We start from the raw sequence: 18959 nt of genomic DNA on the forward strand, positions 1-18959 counted from the left end.
TAGCGTTGCAGACCGGGTAAGCGAAGCGTTACCCGGCAAATCTCCGTGTTATAACCCTTTCAGCAGTTTATCCACAAAGGTCGGCACTACTTCGCTCGCCAGTCCGTAGGTTTTTTCTTCAAATTCGCTGCCGACCTGGCTCGGCTCCAGGTTCAGCTCCACCGTATGCGCCCCGTGCAGCTTCGCCTCGTGGACGAATCCTGCCGCCGGATAAACATGCCCGGAGGTGCCAATGGCGATAAACACATCCGCCATCGCCAGCGCACTATAGATCTCGTCCATGCCCAGCGGCATTTCGCCAAACCAGACCACGTGCGGGCGCAGCGGGGACGGGAACTGGCAGCAATGGCATTTGTCATCAAGGGTGACATCGCCGGTCCAGTTAAATACCTGGCCGCTGCCGGAACACCGCACCTTCAGCAGTTCGCCGTGCATATGGATCACGTTGCGGTTGCCCGCGCGCTCATGCAGGTTATCGATATTCTGCGTCACCAGCAGAAAACGGTCCCCTAGCGCCTCTTCCAGCTTTGCCAGCGCCAGATGCGCCGCGTTAGGGGCAATTTCTGGCGACTGCAGCTGACGACGGCGGGCATTGTAGAATTCCTGCACCAGCTGCGGGTTACGGGCGAAGCCTTCAGGCGTCGCCACGTCCTCAACGCGATGCTCTTCCCACAGCCCGTCGGTGGCGCGGAAGGTTCGAATGCCCGACTCGGCGGAGATCCCCGCCCCGGTCAGGACCAACACTCTTGGCTTTTCCATCAATTCTGGCAGTACCCTGTCTCTGAAGAAAATCCGCTGACGTAAGCGTTCACGCAAGCGACGTTTGTTTCGACGAAAACGGCTGAGTCGATGTGACCGACGCGACAACATAATAACCTCGTATGGCTAACGGGTGAGATGGAGGAACGCAGCACCGCGCATCCCTCCGGCATCGCCATGGCGCGCGCGCTCAATGCGCGGCACGCGGGCGACCGGCAACAGATGACGCGGCAGCCGACCGGATAACCGCTCGGCGATGGCCGTAAAGTTCGATAATCCCCCGCCGATCACCAGCAGGTCAGGATCGACAATGGTCAGGATGTTGCCCAGGCACACGGCAAGCAGATCGAGATAGCGTTCCACGTGCTCAATGGCCTGTTCATCACCTTGCTCCCACAGCGTAATGATTTCTGGCGCCTGTCGTTTTTGATGATAGAAGTGTTCATAAAGCCACGCAAATCCCCCGCCTGAGAGATAGTTTTCGATGCAGCCATGCTGGCCGCAGCCGCAGCGGAGCAGCGGGAAATCGCGCCCTACTACCTCCAGCGCATCCACCGGCAGGCGAATATGGCCAAATTCGCCGGTGATATAGCTGCGCCCGGTGACCGGTTTACCCTCAACAATGATCCCGCCACCGACGCCGGTACCGAGGATCAACCCCATCACCAGCGGGTACTGCCGGAACTCGTCATCCCAGGCTTCAGAAAGGGCAAAACAGTTGGCGTCGTTGTCGAGGCGCACGTCGCGCTCAAGCAGTCGGGTCAGGTCGGCGCGCAGCGGCTTACCGCTGGCAGCAGGGACATTGGCAGCATACAGCTTGCCGTCGTCGGTCTCCGGCATCCCTGGAATGCCAATCCCTACCGATCCTTTTACGCCGAAGCGTTCATCGGCCTGGGCCACCAGTGCGGCAATAGCGGTTAAAAATTCATCGTAATTTTCGCGCGGGGTGGGAACACGGGTTTCCCACTGCAATTTGAGCTGGGTATCGAATACCCCCAGGGCAATTTTGGTGCCGCCAATATCAAATCCATAATACATAGTGCATTCCTCTTTCTGATCTGGCGGTTATACACCTTATCCTTCAGGCTGCTTCTGCGTTGGCGGCGTCTGTTTACCCCAGCCACTTACCGGTGTAAGCGTCCGGGGCTTCACAGACTTGCCATCCTGATGCACCCCGAATGATGCGTGTCTAAGACGACCAGTCATGACGTAAAATTACTGGCCACTTAATACCCTCGCCGGATCGATCTTGCTTGCGCGACGCGCCGGATACCAGCTCGCCAACAGACTCAGCAACAGGGCCGTGACCAGTACATAAACGACGTCCAGCCAGTGTAATTCTGATGGCAGGAAGTCAATAAAATAGATGTCGCCAGACAGGAACTGATGGCCGATAAGGGCCTCAATGCCGTTGATGATTGGCGTCAGCTGGAGCGAAACCACCACGCCGATCACCACGCCGCACAGGCTGCCGAACAGCCCCGCCAGCAGACCATACCAGACGAAAATGGCACGAATAAGACCGTCTTTCGCCCCGAGCGTACGCAGCACCGCGATGTCGCCGCTTTTGTCTTTTACCGCCATCACCAGGGTAGAGACGATGTTGAAGCAGGCCACGCCGATTACCAGCACCATCGCCAGGTACATGATGGCGCGGATCATCTGGATATCACGATACATATAACCGTAAGTGCCGATCCAGCTCTTGATGTAGACATAGCTATTGGTCACTTCCCCGGCGTCGCGCACCAGCTTGTTGGCGTTAAAGACGTCGTTAACCTTCAGCGCGATACCGGTGACGCTGCTGCCCATGTCCAGATACTGGCGCGCGTCTTCCAGCGGCACCATGGCAAAGCTGTGATCCAGCTGGCCGCTCAGTTGCAGAATACCAGTGACGTGCAGGCGTACGCGTTTCGGCTGCTGGAGCTTATGATCGGCGCTGGCGTTGGGGATCATGATCGATACCCAGTCGCCCTGCTTCACTTTCAGCGCATCGGCCACGCCTTTGCCGATAATGATCTGCTGTTCGCCCGCTTTAAAGTTCGCCCAGGCCTCTTTCTGAATAAACTGCGGCAGCGCGCTGAGTTTCTCTTCCTGACGCGGGTTGACCCCTTTAACCTGAATGGCGCGCAGGTTCGCCCCGCTCTCCACCAGCCCGGTAAAATTGATGTACGGAGCGGCAGCAGCAATACCCGGCACCTTTTCTACTTTGTTTAGCGCCTCTTCCCAGTTATTCCAGGGCTGATTCACCGGTTCAATTTCACCGTGTGGAACGACCGCCAGAATACGGTTATTCAGCTCGCGTTCGAAGCCGTTCATGGCGCTGAGACCGACGATCAGCACCGCCACTCCTAACGCAATGCCGATGGTGGAGATAACGGAGATCAGCGACACCATGCCGCCGCGACGACGGCCCCGGCTAAAACGCAGGCCGATGAGTAACGATAACGGGGAAGCCATCAATCCGCTCCCATCAGGGTCAGCTCGGTATTCAGGTGACCGTCACGCATCTCCAGCTGGCGGGACATCCGTTTTGCCAGTTGCAGGTCGTGGGTCACCACCAGAAATGCGGTGCCCTGCGAGGCGTTCAGCTCCCCGAGAAGCTGGAAAATGCTGTCGGCGTTGCGGGCGTCGAGGTTACCGGTCGGTTCATCCGCCAGCACCAGGCGCGGGTTGTTGACCAGCGCACGGGCAATCGCCACACGCTGACGCTCGCCGCCGGAGAGTTCTGACGGGCGATGATTGCCGCGATGGCCGAGACCTACTGCCTTCAGCATATCGCTGGCGCGGGCGTTGATTTCAGCAGGTTTCTTTTTGCCGATCAGCAGCGGCATCGCCACGTTTTCCAGCGCCGTAAAGTCCGGCAGCAGGTGGTGGAACTGATAGATAAAGCCCAGCTCGCGGTTACGCAGATCGGCTTTGGCGCTCGACGACATTGAACTCAGGGGCGTACCGGAAAACACCACATCCCCGGAGGTTGGGGTATCCAGCCCGCCGAGCAGGTGCAGTAAGGTACTTTTCCCGGAGCCGGAGGTGCCGACAATCGCCATCATCTCCCCTTCCCCGACGCTGAAGCTGACATTGTGCAGGACATCCGTCTGCACCGTGCCTTCCTGATAGCGTTTGCACAGGTTGTCGCATTGCAACAGGATCTTATTCATAACGTAAAGCCTCAGCGGGTTGGGTGGCGGCAGCGCGCCATGAAGGATAAAGCGTGGAGAGTAAGGCAATGACCATCGCCACCAGGGCGATACCAACGACCTGCAGCGGCTCAATGGCCACCGGCAGTGCCGCGCCATCAAGAAACGCGCCGATGATCGGCATCAGATTGTTCAACTGGCTGGCGAGCAGCGTACCGAGTACCGCCCCCAGTAACGCGCCAACAATCCCGGCGCTGGCACCCTGCACCATAAACACGGCCATGATCTGTCGCGGCGTCAGCCCCTGGGTTTGTAAAATCGCCACTTCGCCCTGCTTCTCCATCACCATCAGGCCAAGCGAGGTAATAATGTTAAACGCAGCGACCGCCACAATCAGGCTCAGCAGCAGGCCCATCATGTTCTTTTCCATCCGCACGGCCTGGAACAGCTCGCCCTTACGTTCGCGCCAGTCCTGCCATTTGGTGCCTTCCGGCAGGGTTTGCTGGCTCAGGACATCGACTTTCAGCGGCTCGTTAAGCCACAGACGCCAGCCGGTAATATTGCCGAGCGGGTAGCGCATCAGGCGCGAGGCGTCCTGAATATTGACCAGCATCTGATAACCGTCCACTTCGCTATTAGCAGCAAACGTGCCGATGACGTTAAACAGGCGCTGGCTTGGCAGACGCCCCATCGGGGTGAACTGGCTGGCGGAAGGGACCATCACCCGCAGCTGATCGCCGCGGTTGACGCCAAGCTGGCCGGCCAGCTGTTCGCCAAGGATCACATTGTACTGGCCGGGAGCGAGATCGCTTTGTTTAACATTAACCAGAAACGGCGTCAGGGGGTCCTTTTGCGCCGGGTCGATACCGAGCATCACCCCGACCGCCACGCTGCGCGCGCTCTGCAGCACCACATCACCGGAGGTGATCGGCGCCACCCGGCTCACGCCCTGCAGTTTTACGGCGCTTTCTGGCAGCTTTTGTGGGTCCACCGAACCGCTGCTGGATGAGAGAATGGCCTGCGGCATCAGCCCCAGAATATTATTTTGCAGCTCGCGCTCGAAGCCGTTCATGACGGACATTACCGTCACCAGCGCCATCACGCCAAGCGTAATGCCGATGGTTGAAAGCCAGGAGACAAAGCGACCGAAACGGTCCGCGGCGCGCCCACGCATATAACGTAAGCCTATGAAAAGTGCGACAGGTTGGTACATGAAATCCGTCTGTTTGCTGGTAGCAGACCCACGAGTATATAAGCGAATCCGCTAAGGGTAAATGACTGATACCCGAAGCTTTGATAATCAATTATCCGAAAAATCTGGCTAAATCAAGGCAGTAACCGCTACCTGCCCCTCCGCTTCCTCCCCCTTACTTTGCAGTTTTTCTGAAAATCGTCCGCTTACAGACTCTTACCCGTTACATCCCGCCAGCGGCTGAACACACTTACCCGTTCGATGACGATGAAAAACAGGACCCGGTAAGCGATGAAACAAAAAGCACTATGGATTAACCAGATAAAGGGGTTGTGCATCTGCCTGGTGGTTATTTACCACTCGGTGATCACCTTTTATCCCCACCTTGAGGCCCTGCACGCTCCGCTTTCGGTGCTGCTCGCCAAATGTTGGGTGACGTTTAATCTTTATCTCGCCCCCTTCCGTATGCCGGTGTTCTTCTTTATCTCAGGGTATCTGGTGCGGCGCTATATTGACGAGGTGGACTGGAAAACCTGCGTGGATAAACGGCTCTGGAGCATTATCTGGGTTCTGGCACTGTGGGGTGTGTTGCAGTGGCAGGCATTGACCCATATGAATGCGTGGCTGGCACCGGATCGGGATCTCAATACCGCGTCGAACGCTGCCTATGCCGACTCGCTGAGTGGCTTTATCACCGGAATGCTCACCGCCAGCACCAGCCTGTGGTACCTCTATGCGCTGGTGGTCTATTTCACCCTCTGCAAGCTGCTGAGCCGCTGGAAGCTGCCGCTCATTGGACTGTTGGCGCTGGTCAGCATCGCGATTAATTTTCTGCCGCTGCCGTGGTGGGGGATGAACAGCGTGGTGCGCAATATGATCTATTACAGCCTCGGTGCCTGGTATGGGGTGCAGCTGATGGCGTGGATGCAGGCCCGGGTATGGCGGCGTGACGCGCTGGCGGTAGCGGCGTTTGGCGTGGTCTCCGTGGTGCTGTGGTTCGTCGGGGTTCCCCTGCCGCTGTCGCTGCTGTCGATTCTGCTGATCATGGCCCTTTTCTACCGCTTTGAGCAGCGTTTTTCCGTCAGCCCTGACAACCTGCTGAACGTGGTTGGCTCGAACACCATTGCGATCTACACCACCCACCGCATTCTGATCGAAGGGGTCAGCCTGTTTATGATCCACCAGCTGAACAGCGGAACCTGGCCGGTGTGGGCGGAGTTGACGGTGGTGCTGTTGTATCCCTTTGCCAGCCTGCTGGTCTGCACCCTTGTGGGACTGGGCGCGCGTAAACTCTCCACTGCGCTGACCGGAGATTTCTTCTTTAGCCCGCCTGCCCGTCTGACGCCGGTTCAGGCCACGCGCTAGCGCCCCTGCGGGGGCGTCTTCACGCTGCGTGCGGTTACGATTTGCTAATGTAAAACGATCAAGGATAATAAAGACATTGTGTATCAGTGATATGCCCACTAAGAGATCCTGACAAAGCCATGCCTGAACAATATCGTTTTTCCCTGCCCGGCAAAGCGGGCGACCAACGCCAGTTGGGTGAACTGACCGGCGCAGCCTGCGCCACGCTGGTTGCGGAAATTGCAGAGCGTCATCAGGGGCCAGTGGTGCTGGTCGCGCCGGATATGCAAAACGCCCTGCGCCTGCATGATGAGATCCGCCAGTTTACCGATCAGCTGGTTACCAGTCTTGCCGACTGGGAGACCCTGCCCTACGACAGCTTCTCGCCGCATCAGGAGATTATCTCCTCACGTCTGTCCACGCTCTATCAACTGCCCACGATGCAGCGCGGCGTGCTGATTGTGCCGGTCAATACCCTGATGCAGCGCGTCTGCCCGCACAGCTATCTGCACGGCCATGCGCTGGTGATGAAAAAGGGCCAGCGTCTGTCGCGGGATGCACTGCGCGTCCAGCTCGACAGCGCAGGTTATCGCCATGTGGATCAGGTGATGGAGCACGGGGAGTACGCCACCCGCGGCGCCCTGCTCGATCTCTTCCCGATGGGTAGCGCGCTGCCGTATCGCCTGGATTTCTTCGATGATGAGATCGACAGCCTGCGCCTGTTTGACGCTGACACCCAGCGTACGCTGGAGGAAGTGGAGGCCATCAACCTGCTGCCAGCGCACGAGTTCCCGACCGACAAAGCCGCCATCGAACTGTTCCGCAGCCAGTGGCGCGACAAGTTTGAGGTCAAGCGCGATGCCGAGCATATCTATCAACAGGTGAGCAAAGGCACCCTGCCGACGGGGATCGAGTACTGGCAGCCGCTGTTCTTCAGCGAGCCGCTGCCCGCCCTGTTCAGCTATTTCCCGGCCTATACGCTGGTGCTCAACACCGGCGATCTGGAAGCCAGCGCCAACCGTTTTGAGAGTGAGACCCGTGCCCGCTTTGAAAACCGCGGCGTGGACCCGATGCGCCCGCTGCTCGAGCCGGAGCTGCTGTGGCTGCGCACTGATGAACTCTTCAGCGAGCTGAAGCGCTGGCCGCGCGTGCAGCTGAAAACGGACAGCCTGCCGGACAAAGCCGCCAACACCAATCTGGCCTATCAACCACTGCCGGACCTCGCGGTGCAGGCGCAGAATAAATCCCCGCTGGATAACCTGCGTAAGTTCCTCGAAACCTTTACCGGCCCGGTGATCTTCTCGGTTGAAAGCGAAGGGCGTCGTGAAGCGCTGGGCGAACTGCTCAGCCGAATCAAAGTGGCGCCAAAGCGCATCCTGCGTCTGGACGAAGCCAGCGGTACCGGGCGCTATCTGATGATCGGTGCTGCCGAACACGGGTTTATTGATACGCTCAATAACCTGGCGCTGATCTGCGAAAGCGATCTGCTGGGTGAGCGCGTGGCGCGCCGTCGCCAGGACAGCCGCCGCACCATCAACCCCGACACGCTGATCCGTAACCTGGCAGAATTGCATCCTGGCCAGCCGATTGTCCATCTCGAACATGGCGTAGGCCGTTATGCGGGGATGACGACGCTGGAAGCCGGTGGCATCAAGGGCGAATACCTGATGCTGATGTACGCCAACGACGCCAAACTCTATGTCCCGGTGTCATCCCTGCACCTGATCAGCCGCTACGCAGGCGGCGCAGAAGAGAATGCCCCCCTGCATAAACTCGGTGGTGACGCCTGGGCGCGGGCGCGGCAGAAAGCGGCTGAAAAAGTCCGCGACGTGGCGGCAGAGTTGCTGGATATCTACGCCCAGCGTGCGGCGAAGTCTGGCTACGCCTTTAAACACGATAAAGAGCAGTACCAGCTGTTCTGCGACAGCTTCCCGTTTGAAACTACCCCGGATCAGGCCCAGGCAATCAATGCCGTGCTGAGCGACATGTGTCAGCCGCTGGCGATGGACCGGCTGGTGTGCGGCGACGTGGGCTTCGGGAAAACCGAAGTGGCCATGCGTGCCACCTTCCTCGCGGTAGAGAATAACAAGCAGGTGGCGGTCCTGGTGCCGACCACGCTGCTGGCGCAGCAGCACTACGATAACTTCCGCGACCGCTTTGCCAACTGGCCGGTGCGCATTGAGATGATGTCGCGTTTCCGCAGCGCTAAAGAGCAGGCGCAGATCCTGGAGCAGGCCAGCGAAGGCAAAATCGATATTCTGATCGGTACCCATAAGCTGCTGCAGAGCGATGTGAAGTGGAAAGATCTGGGGCTATTGATTGTCGATGAAGAGCACCGCTTTGGTGTGCGCCATAAAGAGCGCATTAAAGCGATGCGCGCCGATGTCGATATCCTCACCCTGACGGCCACGCCGATCCCGCGCACGTTGAACATGGCGATGAGCGGGATGCGCGATCTGTCGATTATCGCCACCCCACCGGCCCGTCGACTGGCCGTGAAAACCTTTGTACGTGAATACGATAATCTGGTGGTACGCGAGGCGATCCTGCGTGAAGTCCTGCGCGGCGGCCAGGTCTACTATCTCTACAACGACGTGGAAAATATCCAGAAAGCGGCCGACCGGCTGGCGGAACTGGTACCGGAAGCGCGGATCGCCATCGGCCACGGGCAGATGCGCGAGCGCGAGCTGGAACGGGTGATGAACGACTTCCACCACCAGCGGTTCAACGTGCTGGTGTGTACCACCATCATTGAAACCGGGATCGACATTCCTACCGCCAATACCATCATCATTGAGCGGGCGGATCACTTTGGTCTGGCGCAGCTTCACCAGCTGCGTGGTCGTGTCGGGCGTTCGCACCATCAGGCCTATGCCTGGCTGATGACCCCGCATCCGAAGGCAATGACCACCGATGCGCAAAAACGTCTTGAAGCTATCGCCTCGCTGGAAGATCTGGGGGCTGGCTTTGCGCTGGCGACGCACGACCTCGAGATCCGCGGCGCGGGTGAACTGCTTGGTGAAGATCAGAGCGGATCGATGGAGACCATCGGGTTCCAGCTGTATATGGAGCTGCTGGAGAACGCCGTCGATGCCCTCAAGGCAGGCCGTGAGCCATCACTGGAAGATCTCACCAGCCAGCAAACAGAAGTTGAACTGCGGATGCCCGCCCTGCTGCCGGATGACTTTATCCCGGACGTTAATACCCGTCTGTCATTCTATAAACGCATTGCCAGCGCCAAAGACGAAGCGAGCCTCGACGAGATCAAGGTGGAGCTGATCGACCGCTTTGGTCTGCTGCCGGATGCGGCGCGTAACCTGTTGGATATCGCCCGGTTACGTCAGCAGGCGCAAAAACTTGGGATCCGCAAACTGGAAGGGAACGATAAAGGCGGCATGATTGAGTTTGCCGAGAAGAACCATGTCGATCCTATGTGGCTGATTAGCCTGCTGCAAAAGCAGCCTCAGCACTATCGCCTGGACGGCCCAACGCGTCTGAAATTCACCCAGGATCTGGCGGAACGGAAAACCCGCATGGAATGGGTGCGTAACTTTATGCGTCAGCTCGAAGAGAACGCCGTCGCCTGACCCACTGCCGGGCGACCCTACGATCGCCCGGCCTGATATTTCCCCGCGCAATTTACAACTCTTTGCAATACGCCTGGATTTCCCGACACGTCCATTCGCCATAATTATCAATTAACTTTCAGATAACAATAATCTTTATTGCTATGGATTCTGGTGATGATGACAACTCCGCGTTTTACCCGTTGGATATCGTTGGTTGCGCTGCTCTCGACCCTGGCCTTTGCTCTGCCGGCCCGGGCCAATACCTGGCCCTTGCCCCCGTCAGGCAGCCGTCTCGTGGGCGAGAACCGCTTTCATGTGGTGGAAAATGACGGCGGCTCGCTGGAAGCGATTGCCAAAAAATATAATGTCGGCTTTCTGGCCCTGCTCCAGGCTAACCCTGGGGTGGACCCCTATGTTCCCCGCGCGGGCAGCGTGCTGACCATCCCATTACAGACCCTGCTCCCCGACGCGCCCCGGGAAGGGATAGTGATCAACCTGGCCGAACTGCGTCTCTATTATTACCCGCCGGGTAAAAATGAGGTCACGGTCTATCCCATTGGCATTGGCCAGCTGGGGGGCGATACCCTGACGCCAACCATGGTGACCACGGTATCGGACAAACGCGCCAACCCTACCTGGACCCCGACCGCCAATATCCGCGCCCGTTATAAAGCCCAGGGCATCGATCTGCCTGCGGTCGTGCCTGCCGGGCCGGAAAACCCGATGGGACATCATGCGATTCGCCTCGCCGCCTACGGTGGTGTCTACCTGTTGCACGGCACTAACGCCGATTTCGGGATTGGCATGCGCGTCAGCTCCGGCTGTATCCGCCTGCGTGATAATGACATCGAGACGCTGTTCCGCGTCATACAGCCCGGCACCAAAGTGAATATCATGAATACGCCGGTTAAGGTGTCAGAAGAGCCAGGCGGCGTGCGGCTGGTGGAAGTGCATCAACCGCTCTCGAAGCAGCTGAATGACGATCCCCAGACCCTGCCGATTGTGTTGAATAGTGCCCAGCAGAGCTTCAAAGCCAGTGCAGATGAAACAGTGATGGAGCGTGCAATGGAGGCCCGCTCGGGAATGCCGGTGGATGTTACCCGCCATGCTGAGGTTCAGGCCCTGTAGCCAGATAGCCAAATAAAAAACGCTCTGCAATTGCAGAGCGTTTTTTTTCGCAGTGGCATTAATGAGGGTTAAGCCATGCTTATTTGTAGATCACCGCAGTACCGTGCAGGTTATTTGGACCGGTAACAGAGGTGATACGGAAAGATTTTGCACCCATCTCATCGGCTTTTTGCGCCAACTGGCTTTCCAGTGAACCCAGGTTAGGCCCGCCATTTGCGGCAATCGTGCCCACTTTTTGTTGATCCGCAGGGGTAGACTGAACCTGCACAGCAGCGAAGCTGGCAAAAGAGAGTGAGCTTAGTACGGCTGCGGCGATCAGTGTTTTTACGTTTTTCATAATGAGAACCTTATGCAAGTGATGGGATGTCGTAAGCATTAACTTAACGATCGATAACTAAATGATAAATGTGATCCCCATCACGGTCAAACTATTTTTATAACGATCGTTAAAATAAAATTAAAAGCGTTTAAATTCATGTTGATATGAAGATATTTATTTTATGAATTCAGCGCTGGCTGCCAGAAGGGATTATTTTTATAATGGTCATTCAACAAACCAATTGAGGTACAACGGCTCATGACAACCGATGACACGCGTTGCGCTAAGAAAAGCCGTGGCCGACCAAAAGTGTTCGACAGGGAAGCGGCGCTGGACAAGGCCATGACATTGTTCTGGCAGCATGGGTATGAAGCCACATCGCTGGCTGACCTGGTCGCAGCGACCGGGGCCAAAGCGCCTACGCTGTACGCAGAATTTACCAATAAAGAAGGACTGTTCCGCGCGGTGCTGGATCGCTATATCAGCCGATTCGCTGCCCGCCATGAAGCGCAGCTGTTTTGCGAAGAGAAGCGCGTTGAAGACGCGCTGGAAGACTACTTCACCGCAGTGGCGACCTGCTTTACCAGCAAAGACACGCCCGCAGGCTGTTTTATGATTAACACGTCAGCGACGCTGGCGGCGTCGTCAGAAGAGATTGCCCATACGGTTAAATCTCGCCATGCGATGCAGGAAGAGACGCTGTGCCGGTTTTTACAGCAACGTCAGCAGCGCGGTGAGATCCCCGCCCAGTGCGATCCGCAAAAACTGGCGCAGTATCTGAGCTGCATTCTGCAGGGAATGTCAATCAGCGCCCGGGAGGGTGCCAGCCTGGAAAAACTGCAGACTATCACGCAAACCACCTTGCGCCTGTGGCCTGAACTCCTGAAATCCTGATCAAAAAAGGGCGGTTTACCGCCCTGCTTCTGCCCCACTTTCAGACAAATCTGTTTAAAGATAGGTAAAAACTATCACCACATGTCTGCCGCTTGCTATCCTTAACGGGTGATTATTGACGTGCTAATGATTAGACGCGTGGTCATAAGGGAGATGTTCTGGCTATTCACATTCAGAAGGAGAATAAAAATGATTTTGCTATTACCATTTTTCAAGGTGTTAATGGTCATTACATTGTTATTCGGTCTCTGGGTTTTATGTGGTGGGTCAGTTTTATTTGCATTCCTTTCCGTACTGATAACAGGATTTATGTTACTGCGCCAGGATAACGAATTTGACCTGTAACCACGGTTAACTCTGCTTTATCCTTAAGAAAGACCTTATTCCTGACGCATCGCTGCGGGAGTTGAGGTCTTTTTTATAAATAAAAAAAGCTCCCCAGCCTGAGCGAATGAGGAGCTAAACGCAGAGAACAGATTTTTTTATGCTTTATTATTCAGTACCAACTGCCCATCACCGTTGAGAGGGATTTGCGTGCCGGGATCTTTATCCATGCGAATTTTGCCCTGCTGATCGCCAATTTTGTACGTCACATCGTAGCCGAGCATTTTTTCCGATTTGTCGTAAACGGTTTTACAACGCTGCTGCGTCGTGGTGTAAGTATCCCGCTCCTGGAGTGCTCCCTGAGCCTGGTTACCGGCATAACCGCCGCCCAGCGCACCCACAACAGTCGCGACATCTTTACCGCGCCCGCCACCAAACTGATGACCAATCACGCCACCCGCCACTGCACCCAGTACAGATCCGGCAATCCGGTTTTCATCCTGCACCGGACGACGATGCGTTACGGTTACATTACGGCACTCCTGACGCGGTGTTTTCACCGTCTCTTTAATGGGTGTCGCCGAAACAACCTGCGCGTATTGTGGGCCACGTTCAAAGACATTAAGACTGGCAACTGCCGCCACGCCTAACGCGGCAACCACGCCAATCCCTATACCTGCCACCATGGATTTATTCATGGGACGTTCTCCTTTTCGTTGCTATTGGTAACAATTCTGCAACTAAAGAGGTGTGTCCGCAAATCAGAGAAAGGATTAAAAATGTGGGGATAAACACAAAAAAGGTCTGTTTAGGAGGACTCTTAGACCCCAGGGGCGAGATACACAGAAGAATATGCTGAAAAAGCCCCTCCAGCGAGTGCGGAGGGGCATGGGTCTTAGTGCAGTTTCAGTCGCGGTCGGATCACGCGGTTGATGCTGCCAACCAGCATCATCAGTCCGGTTTTGAAGTAACCGTGCAGCGCCACCTGGTGCATACGGTACAGCGAGATATAGACGAAGCGCGCAATGCGCCCTTCTACCATCATCGAGCCGCGCATCAGGTTACCCATCAGACTACCCACTGTAGAGAAGTTTGAGAGCGACACCAGAGAACCGTGGTCTTTGTAGACGTAATTCTTCAGGGTTTTGCCTTTCGCCTGCGCCAGGATGTTATGCAGCGCCAGACTGGCCATCTGGTGAGCGGCCTGGGCGCGAGGAGGAACAAACCCGCCTTCCGGGCGTGCGCAGGAGGCGCAGTCACCAATGGCGTAAATGTCAGGGTCGCGGGTGGTTTGCAGCGTTGGCTCTACCACCAGCTGGTTGATGCGGTTTGTTTCCAGGCCGCCAATCTCTTTCATGAAATCAGGCGCCTTGATACCTGCCGCCCAGACCATCAGATCGGCTTTGATGTATTCGCCATCTTTGGTGTGCAAGCCATGCTCATCGGCACTGGTGACCATGGTCTGAGTCAGGACACGCACGCCCATCTTGGTCAGCTCGTTGTGAGCAGCGCCAGAGATACGTGGCGGCAGCGCAGGCAGAATACGCTCGCCCGCTTCCACCAGGGTCACGTTCAGGGCGTCGTTAGTTAACCCTTTGTAGCCGTAGCTGTGCAGCTGTTTCACCGCGTTATGCAGCTCCGCAGAAAGCTCAACGCCGGTAGCACCGCCGCCCACGATGGCGATGTTTACCTTGCCATTTGCGCCGAGATTATTGGAGTATTTCAGGAACAGGTTCAGCATCTCCTGATGGAAACGACGCGCCTGGTGCGGGTTGTCGAGGAAGATGCAATGCTCTTTAACGCCCGGGGTGTTGAAGTCGTTAGAGGTGCTGCCCAGCGCCATAACCAGCGTGTCATACGCCAGCTTGCGCTCCGGTACCAGCAACTCGCCCTTCTCATCACGCAGCTCTGCCAGGGTAATGGTTTTGCTTTCGCGGTTGATATCCATCACCGAACCCAGCTGGAACTGGAAACCGTGGTTGCGCGCATGTGCCAGATAGCTCAGCGCGTCAACGCCCTCATCCAGAGAACCGGTAGCAACTTCGTGCAATAGCGGTTTCCACAGGTGGCTGTGGTTACGATCGACGAGTGTTACTTTGGCCTTTTTACCGCGACCAAGCTTCTTTCCTAACTGCGTAGCCAGTTCCAGACCGCCAGCACCACCACCCACAATCACTATCTTTTTCAATGGTGTAGTCAACGTGACCCCCTAAATTATTAACCAATTGTTAACTAAAAGTTATGAAAATAACCTTTAATTAACAACAGGTTACAGCACTGAAACCATTCAACTGTCATGAGAATAACATGTTCGGTGCATTGGTCATACCAAAATTGATATGCATCAAGTTTTGCCGCTTAAAATTTACACAAGCTTAGCAAAAAGAAAGCCCGGCTCACGTTACGTGGCCGGGCTTAGGCTGTAATCAGGAATTAACCTAATGTCTTGAACGCTTTGATACGTTGCAGATGGGGGGCAATATTCTTGAACTTATGCGTCTGCTCTTCATCCCAGACAATTTCGTAGTAGTGGTGCAGCAGCTCCGCGGCACGTGGGCTGTTCAGTGCCTCATCGTTGCGGGAGAGGATCACCAGACAGCGATCGCGGTTCTTTTCGCGAAAGTTGCTTACGCACTTGGTGGCAATATCGACATACTCTTCCGGCCTGTCGATCTTGCCTTCCATGTTCTCGTTCGGGAACAGGTTTGGATTGAACACCACCTGGCGAATATCGCACAAGAACCCGATGCGCTCCGCCCAGTATCCCCCGAGGCCGACGCCACAGATCAACGGGCGATCGTCAACGTTCAACTGCAACATTTTGTCCACTTCTTTCAGCAGATGCTGCATATCATGCTTCGGATGGCGTGTGCTATAGCTAATCAGCCGTACATCCGGGTCGATAAACTGCAACTGCAGGACTTTCTCGTGATTACCGGGACTGTTCGAATCAAAACCGTGCAAATAGATGATCATCGTATCCTCGCCACACTACGCTTGCCAGGAGGGGTTATTGCCCCGCTTTATGCGCTTCCCAGCGCTCATGAAGCGCCTCAAGCTGCGCATTCACCGTTTTCCAGCGTGCTGTATCCCGCAGATCCTGACGGCTAAAAGAACCTTTATGATACAATTGTGTAACACGTTCAGCCTTGATCGGCGACAGGTTATCTAACACGCTGACTGCGCCTTTACGATTATTGCAGACCAGGATCATATCGCAACCCGCGTCCAGCGATGCCTGGCCGCGTTCGGCGTAGCTGCCCATGATCGCCGCCCCTTCCATCGACAGATCGTCAGAGAAAATCACACCGTTGAAGCCCAGCTCCTGGCGCAGGACCGTTTTCAGCCAGTGCGGCGAGCCGCTGGCCGGACGCGGATCGACATCGGGGTAGATCACATGCGCGGGCATGATGGCATCGAGCTTGTTGTCGCTGATCAGCGATTTGAAAATCGACATATCCCGGGCGCGGATCTCCGCCTGCGAGCGTGGGTCACGCGGGGTCTCTTTATGGGAATCCGCCGTCACGGCGCCGTGCCCAGGGAAATGTTTGCCGGTGGTTTTCATTCCGGCCTCGTGCATCCCGTCGATAACGCGGGTGGCGATCTGTAGCGCCTTCTGCGGATCCTCGTGATACGCGCGCTCCCCGATGGCGGCACTGATATGGCCTACGTCCAGCACCGGTGCAAAGCTGATATCAATGTCCATGGCGATCATTTCGCTGGCCATCAGCCAGCCGGCCTCCTGCGCCAGTTTGCCGCCCTCTTCAAGCCCGAGTAACGCCGCAAATGACTGGGCGGCAGGCAGACGGGTAAAGCCCTCGCGAAAACGCTGCACGCGGCCGCCTTCCTGATCGACTGCCACCACCAGACGGTGATGAGAAGCTTCACGGATCTGACGCACCAGCTCCCGCAGCTGCGCCGGATCGTGATAATTGCGCATAAACAGGATCAGACCACCCACCAGCGGATGCGCCAGAATCTCGCGCTCCTCCGCATCCAGTTCATAACCTTCCACATCTAACATGACCGGACCCACACGAACCTCTCTTATTCTGTTGTTTCTAACTGGCGCCAGATCTCATCGGCCAGCGTAATAAAATGTTTGTCTTGTGATTGTTGCCAGCGCAGCTCAAACCAGCCTGCCATCAGCATCAGCACCCACGGGCGCCAGCGATTCACCTGGCGTTGCAGCAGGAAGCGGTCAAGCTGCGCGATCTCGCTGTAGGCGGCGAGCAGCAGCTGTCGCTGGGCGTCACTCTCAGACCAGACGCTGGCCAGCTCGAGGGCAATGTCGCCGTCTCCGGCGTATTCCCAGTCCAGCAGCCGACAGCCGGTCTCTGTATGCACGATATTACCCGCATGAACATCCATATGCAGCGGCGCCAGTCGCAGCGGGCGCGGCTCGCCCCGTTTTTGCAACCGCTTATGCCATCGTAGCCATAACGGCGTGCGCCGGGACGGCGAGGCCTGCAACCAGTACTGCTCCAGCAGTGGGGCCAGGGTGATACGCCAGCCAAACCTGGGCTGTTGATGCAGATGATACAGCATTGCGGCAAGCGCAGGTGCGGCAGGTAACCCGGTTTTGATCTCGCCGGACAGATAATCGACGGCTATCCAGTCGGGGCTGTAAAACCGCGGCTGAGGGGCAATGTCGGCGGAAAGATGGCGGAGCGCATGATACTGGCGACGAAAATGAGCTGGCGTAGCCAGTGCAGCGTGATACTGGCGCAACACCAGCCGCTGTCCGGCATGCTCAATAATGCAACTCGCGCCGCTCAACCCGGTATGGGTTTGCGGCGCGATAAGACGATATTGCGGGAAAAAGCGCGACAGCACTGTGTCGCGCGTCAGATTACTGTTGCTGAACTGCACCTTTGCCCGACCAGATAATTTCACCTGTCTGAACCAGCATCAGCTGCATTTGCAGCGCTGGTGAGTTGACGTTGCCGGTCGCGCTGGAGTAGAGCACATACTGCGCGCCTACGTTGCGGGCAATGCCGATGGCTTTACTGCGTGAGCCAAGGCTGTCCTGTGGAGAGAGGCCTAACTGCTGCTTGGCCACGGCCAGCTGCTGCGCCGACACGAGGGTAAATTTGCCGTTGTTGGCCAGGGCATTGCGCAGCGTTTCGGTGGCTTCCCCGGCATTCAGGCTGCCGTTGGTACGGTTGTTGACGCTGTCCACCAGCAGTACGCTGCCTGCGTTGACGCCCTGCGCCTGCAACATTTTGCCGACCATTGGCTGCATCGCGCCGTTCCAGTCGTAATGACGCTCACGCGGCGCAGGCTGTGCGGGTTCTTCCTGATGTTCTATCGGGCCGGGTTGCTCAGGTACGGACGGCACGGTAGGCACGGTTGGCACAGGCTGGGTCGGTTGAACCGGCTGCTCAACACCCGGTTTCACCTCTTCCACCGGTGCGGGTGGTTGCTCAGTGCGGCTAATACAGCCTGACAGGAACAGTGCAAAAGCCGTGACAAGCGTGTAACGACTGATGTTTTTAATCAAAATTCACCCCTTAGAGATATAGATAAAGTCTGACCTTATGCGCGCCCAGGTAATTTGCGCCGCCGTAAAGTTTAACCGACGAATTCGCCGGGATCGTTACGCTACGCGGTGCTTCAAGTGGATGCATTTCCAGGCCACGGGCGTCATACCAGAAAAATCGGTAATGGACGGTAACCGCCTCATCTCTTTCATTAAATAGCACAGAGGAAGCGGATGGTTGAATTTCGCTGATCGTTAGAGAAGGCTTGTCGGCGGTGATACCTGCCGCCAGCACTGATGATTCCATTACCAGCGATTGTTCATCATTGACGGGTATCGCTGGCTGAGATTTACATCCCGCCAGCACCATCATGATGAACAGTATCGCAATCCGTCCTGCAGGCATCTTAGAGACCTTTATGCGCCAGCATCGGTCCCAGCGGGCGACCGCCGAGCAGATGCATATGAATATGATAAACTTCCTGACCACCGTGGCGGTTGCAGTTCATGATCAGACGGTATCCGTCTTCGGCCACGCCTTCCTGTTCAGCAATTTTCGCGGCTACTGTCAGCATACGGCCTAATGCCAGTTCATGCTCAGTTTTCACGTCATTTACCGTCGGAATCAGAATATTAGGAATAATGAGGATGTGCGTAGGAGCCTGCGGAGAAATATCGCGAAAAGCGGTAACCAGATCGTCCTGATAGACGATATCCGCCGGGATCTCGCGACGGATAATTTTACTGAAAATAGTTTCTTCAGCCATGAGATTTTCCTTGTTCATTTAATCTGCCGACGTGCCCGGAG

The 18959-nt window shown here is 56.4% G+C and carries 18 protein-coding genes; 4 read left to right on the forward strand and 14 right to left on the reverse strand.

Annotation, left to right across the window (positions count from 1 at the left end; genetic code table 11):
- Positions 1-48: 48 nt before the first annotated feature.
- The 5 genes from cobB to lolC form a co-directional block, all read right to left on the reverse strand.
- Positions 49-870, reverse strand: a complete 822-nt coding sequence (cobB, locus tag ACF8PE_RS19450) for a Sir2 family NAD+-dependent deacetylase (protein ID WP_032617579.1) — start codon at positions 868-870, stop codon at positions 49-51.
- Positions 871-885: 15 nt separating this feature from the next.
- Positions 886-1797: an N-acetylglucosamine kinase gene (nagK, locus tag ACF8PE_RS19455; RefSeq protein WP_392495196.1), complete on the reverse strand. Its 912-nt coding sequence runs from the start codon at positions 1795-1797 to the stop codon at positions 886-888.
- Between the two features lie 177 nt (positions 1798-1974).
- Positions 1975-3219: a lipoprotein-releasing ABC transporter permease subunit LolE gene (lolE, locus tag ACF8PE_RS19460; protein WP_032617577.1), complete on the reverse strand. Its 1245-nt coding sequence runs from the start codon at positions 3217-3219 to the stop codon at positions 1975-1977.
- Positions 3219-3920 (reverse strand): lipoprotein-releasing ABC transporter ATP-binding protein LolD, encoded by a 702-nt coding sequence (gene lolD, locus ACF8PE_RS19465; protein WP_032617576.1) that lies wholly within the window; start codon positions 3918-3920, stop codon positions 3219-3221. Before lolD ends, lolE begins: the two co-directional genes overlap by 1 nt.
- On the reverse strand, positions 3913-5112 hold the full coding sequence (gene lolC, locus ACF8PE_RS19470; protein WP_032617575.1) for a lipoprotein-releasing ABC transporter permease subunit LolC: 1200 nt from the start codon (positions 5110-5112) through the stop codon (positions 3913-3915). Before lolC ends, lolD begins: the two co-directional genes overlap by 8 nt.
- Before the next feature lie 270 nt (positions 5113-5382).
- Here lolC and ACF8PE_RS19475 point away from each other — a divergent pair, with 270 nt between their 5' ends.
- From ACF8PE_RS19475 to ACF8PE_RS19485, 3 genes are all read left to right on the forward strand, one after another.
- Positions 5383-6456: an acyltransferase family protein gene (locus ACF8PE_RS19475; RefSeq protein ID WP_032617574.1), complete on the forward strand. Its 1074-nt coding sequence runs from the start codon at positions 5383-5385 to the stop codon at positions 6454-6456.
- A 119-nt stretch (positions 6457-6575) separates the two neighbouring features.
- On the forward strand, positions 6576-10022 hold the full coding sequence (gene mfd, locus ACF8PE_RS19480) for a transcription-repair coupling factor (RefSeq protein WP_392495197.1): 3447 nt from the start codon (positions 6576-6578) through the stop codon (positions 10020-10022).
- A 156-nt stretch (positions 10023-10178) separates the two neighbouring features.
- Entirely contained in the window at positions 10179-11132 is a 954-nt protein-coding gene (locus ACF8PE_RS19485; RefSeq protein ID WP_032617572.1) for a L,D-transpeptidase family protein, read from the forward strand.
- A 79-nt stretch (positions 11133-11211) separates the two neighbouring features.
- On the opposite strand, the gene bhsA is transcribed toward ACF8PE_RS19485, so the two are convergent.
- Positions 11212-11469: a multiple stress resistance protein BhsA gene (gene bhsA, locus ACF8PE_RS19490; protein WP_032617571.1), complete on the reverse strand. Its 258-nt coding sequence runs from the start codon at positions 11467-11469 to the stop codon at positions 11212-11214.
- Positions 11470-11709: 240 nt separating this feature from the next.
- Here bhsA and ACF8PE_RS19495 point away from each other — a divergent pair, with 240 nt between their 5' ends.
- Positions 11710-12345: a TetR/AcrR family transcriptional regulator gene (locus tag ACF8PE_RS19495; protein WP_032617570.1), complete on the forward strand. Its 636-nt coding sequence runs from the start codon at positions 11710-11712 to the stop codon at positions 12343-12345.
- A 482-nt stretch (positions 12346-12827) separates the two neighbouring features.
- Here the strand turns inward: ACF8PE_RS19495 and ACF8PE_RS19500 are convergent, their stop codons facing one another.
- The 8 genes from ACF8PE_RS19500 to hinT all read right to left on the reverse strand — a co-directional run bounded on the left by ACF8PE_RS19500 (position 12828) and on the right by hinT (position 18918).
- On the reverse strand, positions 12828-13367 hold the full coding sequence (locus ACF8PE_RS19500; protein WP_032617569.1) for a glycine zipper 2TM domain-containing protein: 540 nt from the start codon (positions 13365-13367) through the stop codon (positions 12828-12830).
- A gap of 197 nt (positions 13368-13564) precedes the next feature.
- Complete coding sequence (locus ACF8PE_RS19505; RefSeq protein WP_059308263.1) at positions 13565-14869, reverse strand: NAD(P)/FAD-dependent oxidoreductase; 1305 nt, start codon at positions 14867-14869, stop codon at positions 13565-13567.
- A 233-nt stretch (positions 14870-15102) separates the two neighbouring features.
- Positions 15103-15645, reverse strand: a complete 543-nt coding sequence (gene ycfP / locus ACF8PE_RS19510; RefSeq protein ID WP_032617568.1) for an alpha/beta hydrolase YcfP — start codon at positions 15643-15645, stop codon at positions 15103-15105.
- A gap of 34 nt (positions 15646-15679) precedes the next feature.
- Complete coding sequence (gene nagZ / locus ACF8PE_RS19515; protein ID WP_392495198.1) at positions 15680-16705, reverse strand: beta-N-acetylhexosaminidase; 1026 nt, start codon at positions 16703-16705, stop codon at positions 15680-15682.
- A gap of 11 nt (positions 16706-16716) precedes the next feature.
- Positions 16717-17541 carry a thiamine kinase gene (thiK, locus tag ACF8PE_RS19520; protein ID WP_130589359.1) on the reverse strand — a complete coding sequence of 275 codons (825 nt, stop codon included), beginning with the start codon at positions 17539-17541 and terminating at the stop codon, positions 16717-16719.
- Complete coding sequence (lpoB, locus tag ACF8PE_RS19525) at positions 17522-18172, reverse strand: penicillin-binding protein activator LpoB (RefSeq protein WP_032617564.1); 651 nt, start codon at positions 18170-18172, stop codon at positions 17522-17524. The genes thiK and lpoB overlap by 20 nt, the downstream gene beginning before the upstream one ends.
- Before the next feature lie 10 nt (positions 18173-18182).
- Positions 18183-18557 carry a YcfL family protein gene (locus tag ACF8PE_RS19530; RefSeq protein WP_032617563.1) on the reverse strand — a complete coding sequence of 125 codons (375 nt, stop codon included), beginning with the start codon at positions 18555-18557 and terminating at the stop codon, positions 18183-18185.
- Position 18558: 1 nt separating this feature from the next.
- Positions 18559-18918 carry a purine nucleoside phosphoramidase gene (gene hinT, locus ACF8PE_RS19535; protein ID WP_032617562.1) on the reverse strand — a complete coding sequence of 120 codons (360 nt, stop codon included), beginning with the start codon at positions 18916-18918 and terminating at the stop codon, positions 18559-18561.
- Positions 18919-18959 lie beyond the last annotated feature (41 nt).

The organism is Leclercia sp. GLN_9 (assembly GCF_043105735.1).
Lineage (GTDB): Bacteria > Pseudomonadota > Gammaproteobacteria > Enterobacterales > Enterobacteriaceae > Enterobacter > Enterobacter adecarboxylatus.

Coding starts and splice junctions, on each gene's coding strand:
- cobB (WP_032617579.1), bottom strand. CDS start 870: ATGTTGTCGCGTCGGTCACATCGACTCAGCCGTTTTCGTCGAAACAAA.
- nagK (WP_392495196.1), bottom strand. CDS start 1,797: ATGTATTATGGATTTGATATTGGCGGCACCAAAATTGCCCTGGGGGTA.
- lolE (WP_032617577.1), bottom strand. CDS start 3,219: ATGGCTTCCCCGTTATCGTTACTCATCGGCCTGCGTTTTAGCCGGGGC.
- lolD (WP_032617576.1), bottom strand. CDS start 3,920: ATGAATAAGATCCTGTTGCAATGCGACAACCTGTGCAAACGCTATCAG.
- lolC (WP_032617575.1), bottom strand. CDS start 5,112: ATGTACCAACCTGTCGCACTTTTCATAGGCTTACGTTATATGCGTGGG.
- ACF8PE_RS19475 (WP_032617574.1), top strand. CDS start 5,383: ATGAAACAAAAAGCACTATGGATTAACCAGATAAAGGGGTTGTGCATC.
- mfd (WP_392495197.1), top strand. CDS start 6,576: ATGCCTGAACAATATCGTTTTTCCCTGCCCGGCAAAGCGGGCGACCAA.
- ACF8PE_RS19485 (WP_032617572.1), top strand. CDS start 10,179: ATGATGACAACTCCGCGTTTTACCCGTTGGATATCGTTGGTTGCGCTG.
- bhsA (WP_032617571.1), bottom strand. CDS start 11,469: ATGAAAAACGTAAAAACACTGATCGCCGCAGCCGTACTAAGCTCACTC.
- ACF8PE_RS19495 (WP_032617570.1), top strand. CDS start 11,710: ATGACAACCGATGACACGCGTTGCGCTAAGAAAAGCCGTGGCCGACCA.
- ACF8PE_RS19500 (WP_032617569.1), bottom strand. CDS start 13,367: ATGAATAAATCCATGGTGGCAGGTATAGGGATTGGCGTGGTTGCCGCG.
- ycfP (WP_032617568.1), bottom strand. CDS start 15,645: ATGATCATCTATTTGCACGGTTTTGATTCGAACAGTCCCGGTAATCAC.
- ACF8PE_RS19530 (WP_032617563.1), bottom strand. CDS start 18,557: ATGCCTGCAGGACGGATTGCGATACTGTTCATCATGATGGTGCTGGCG.
- hinT (WP_032617562.1), bottom strand. CDS start 18,918: ATGGCTGAAGAAACTATTTTCAGTAAAATTATCCGTCGCGAGATCCCG.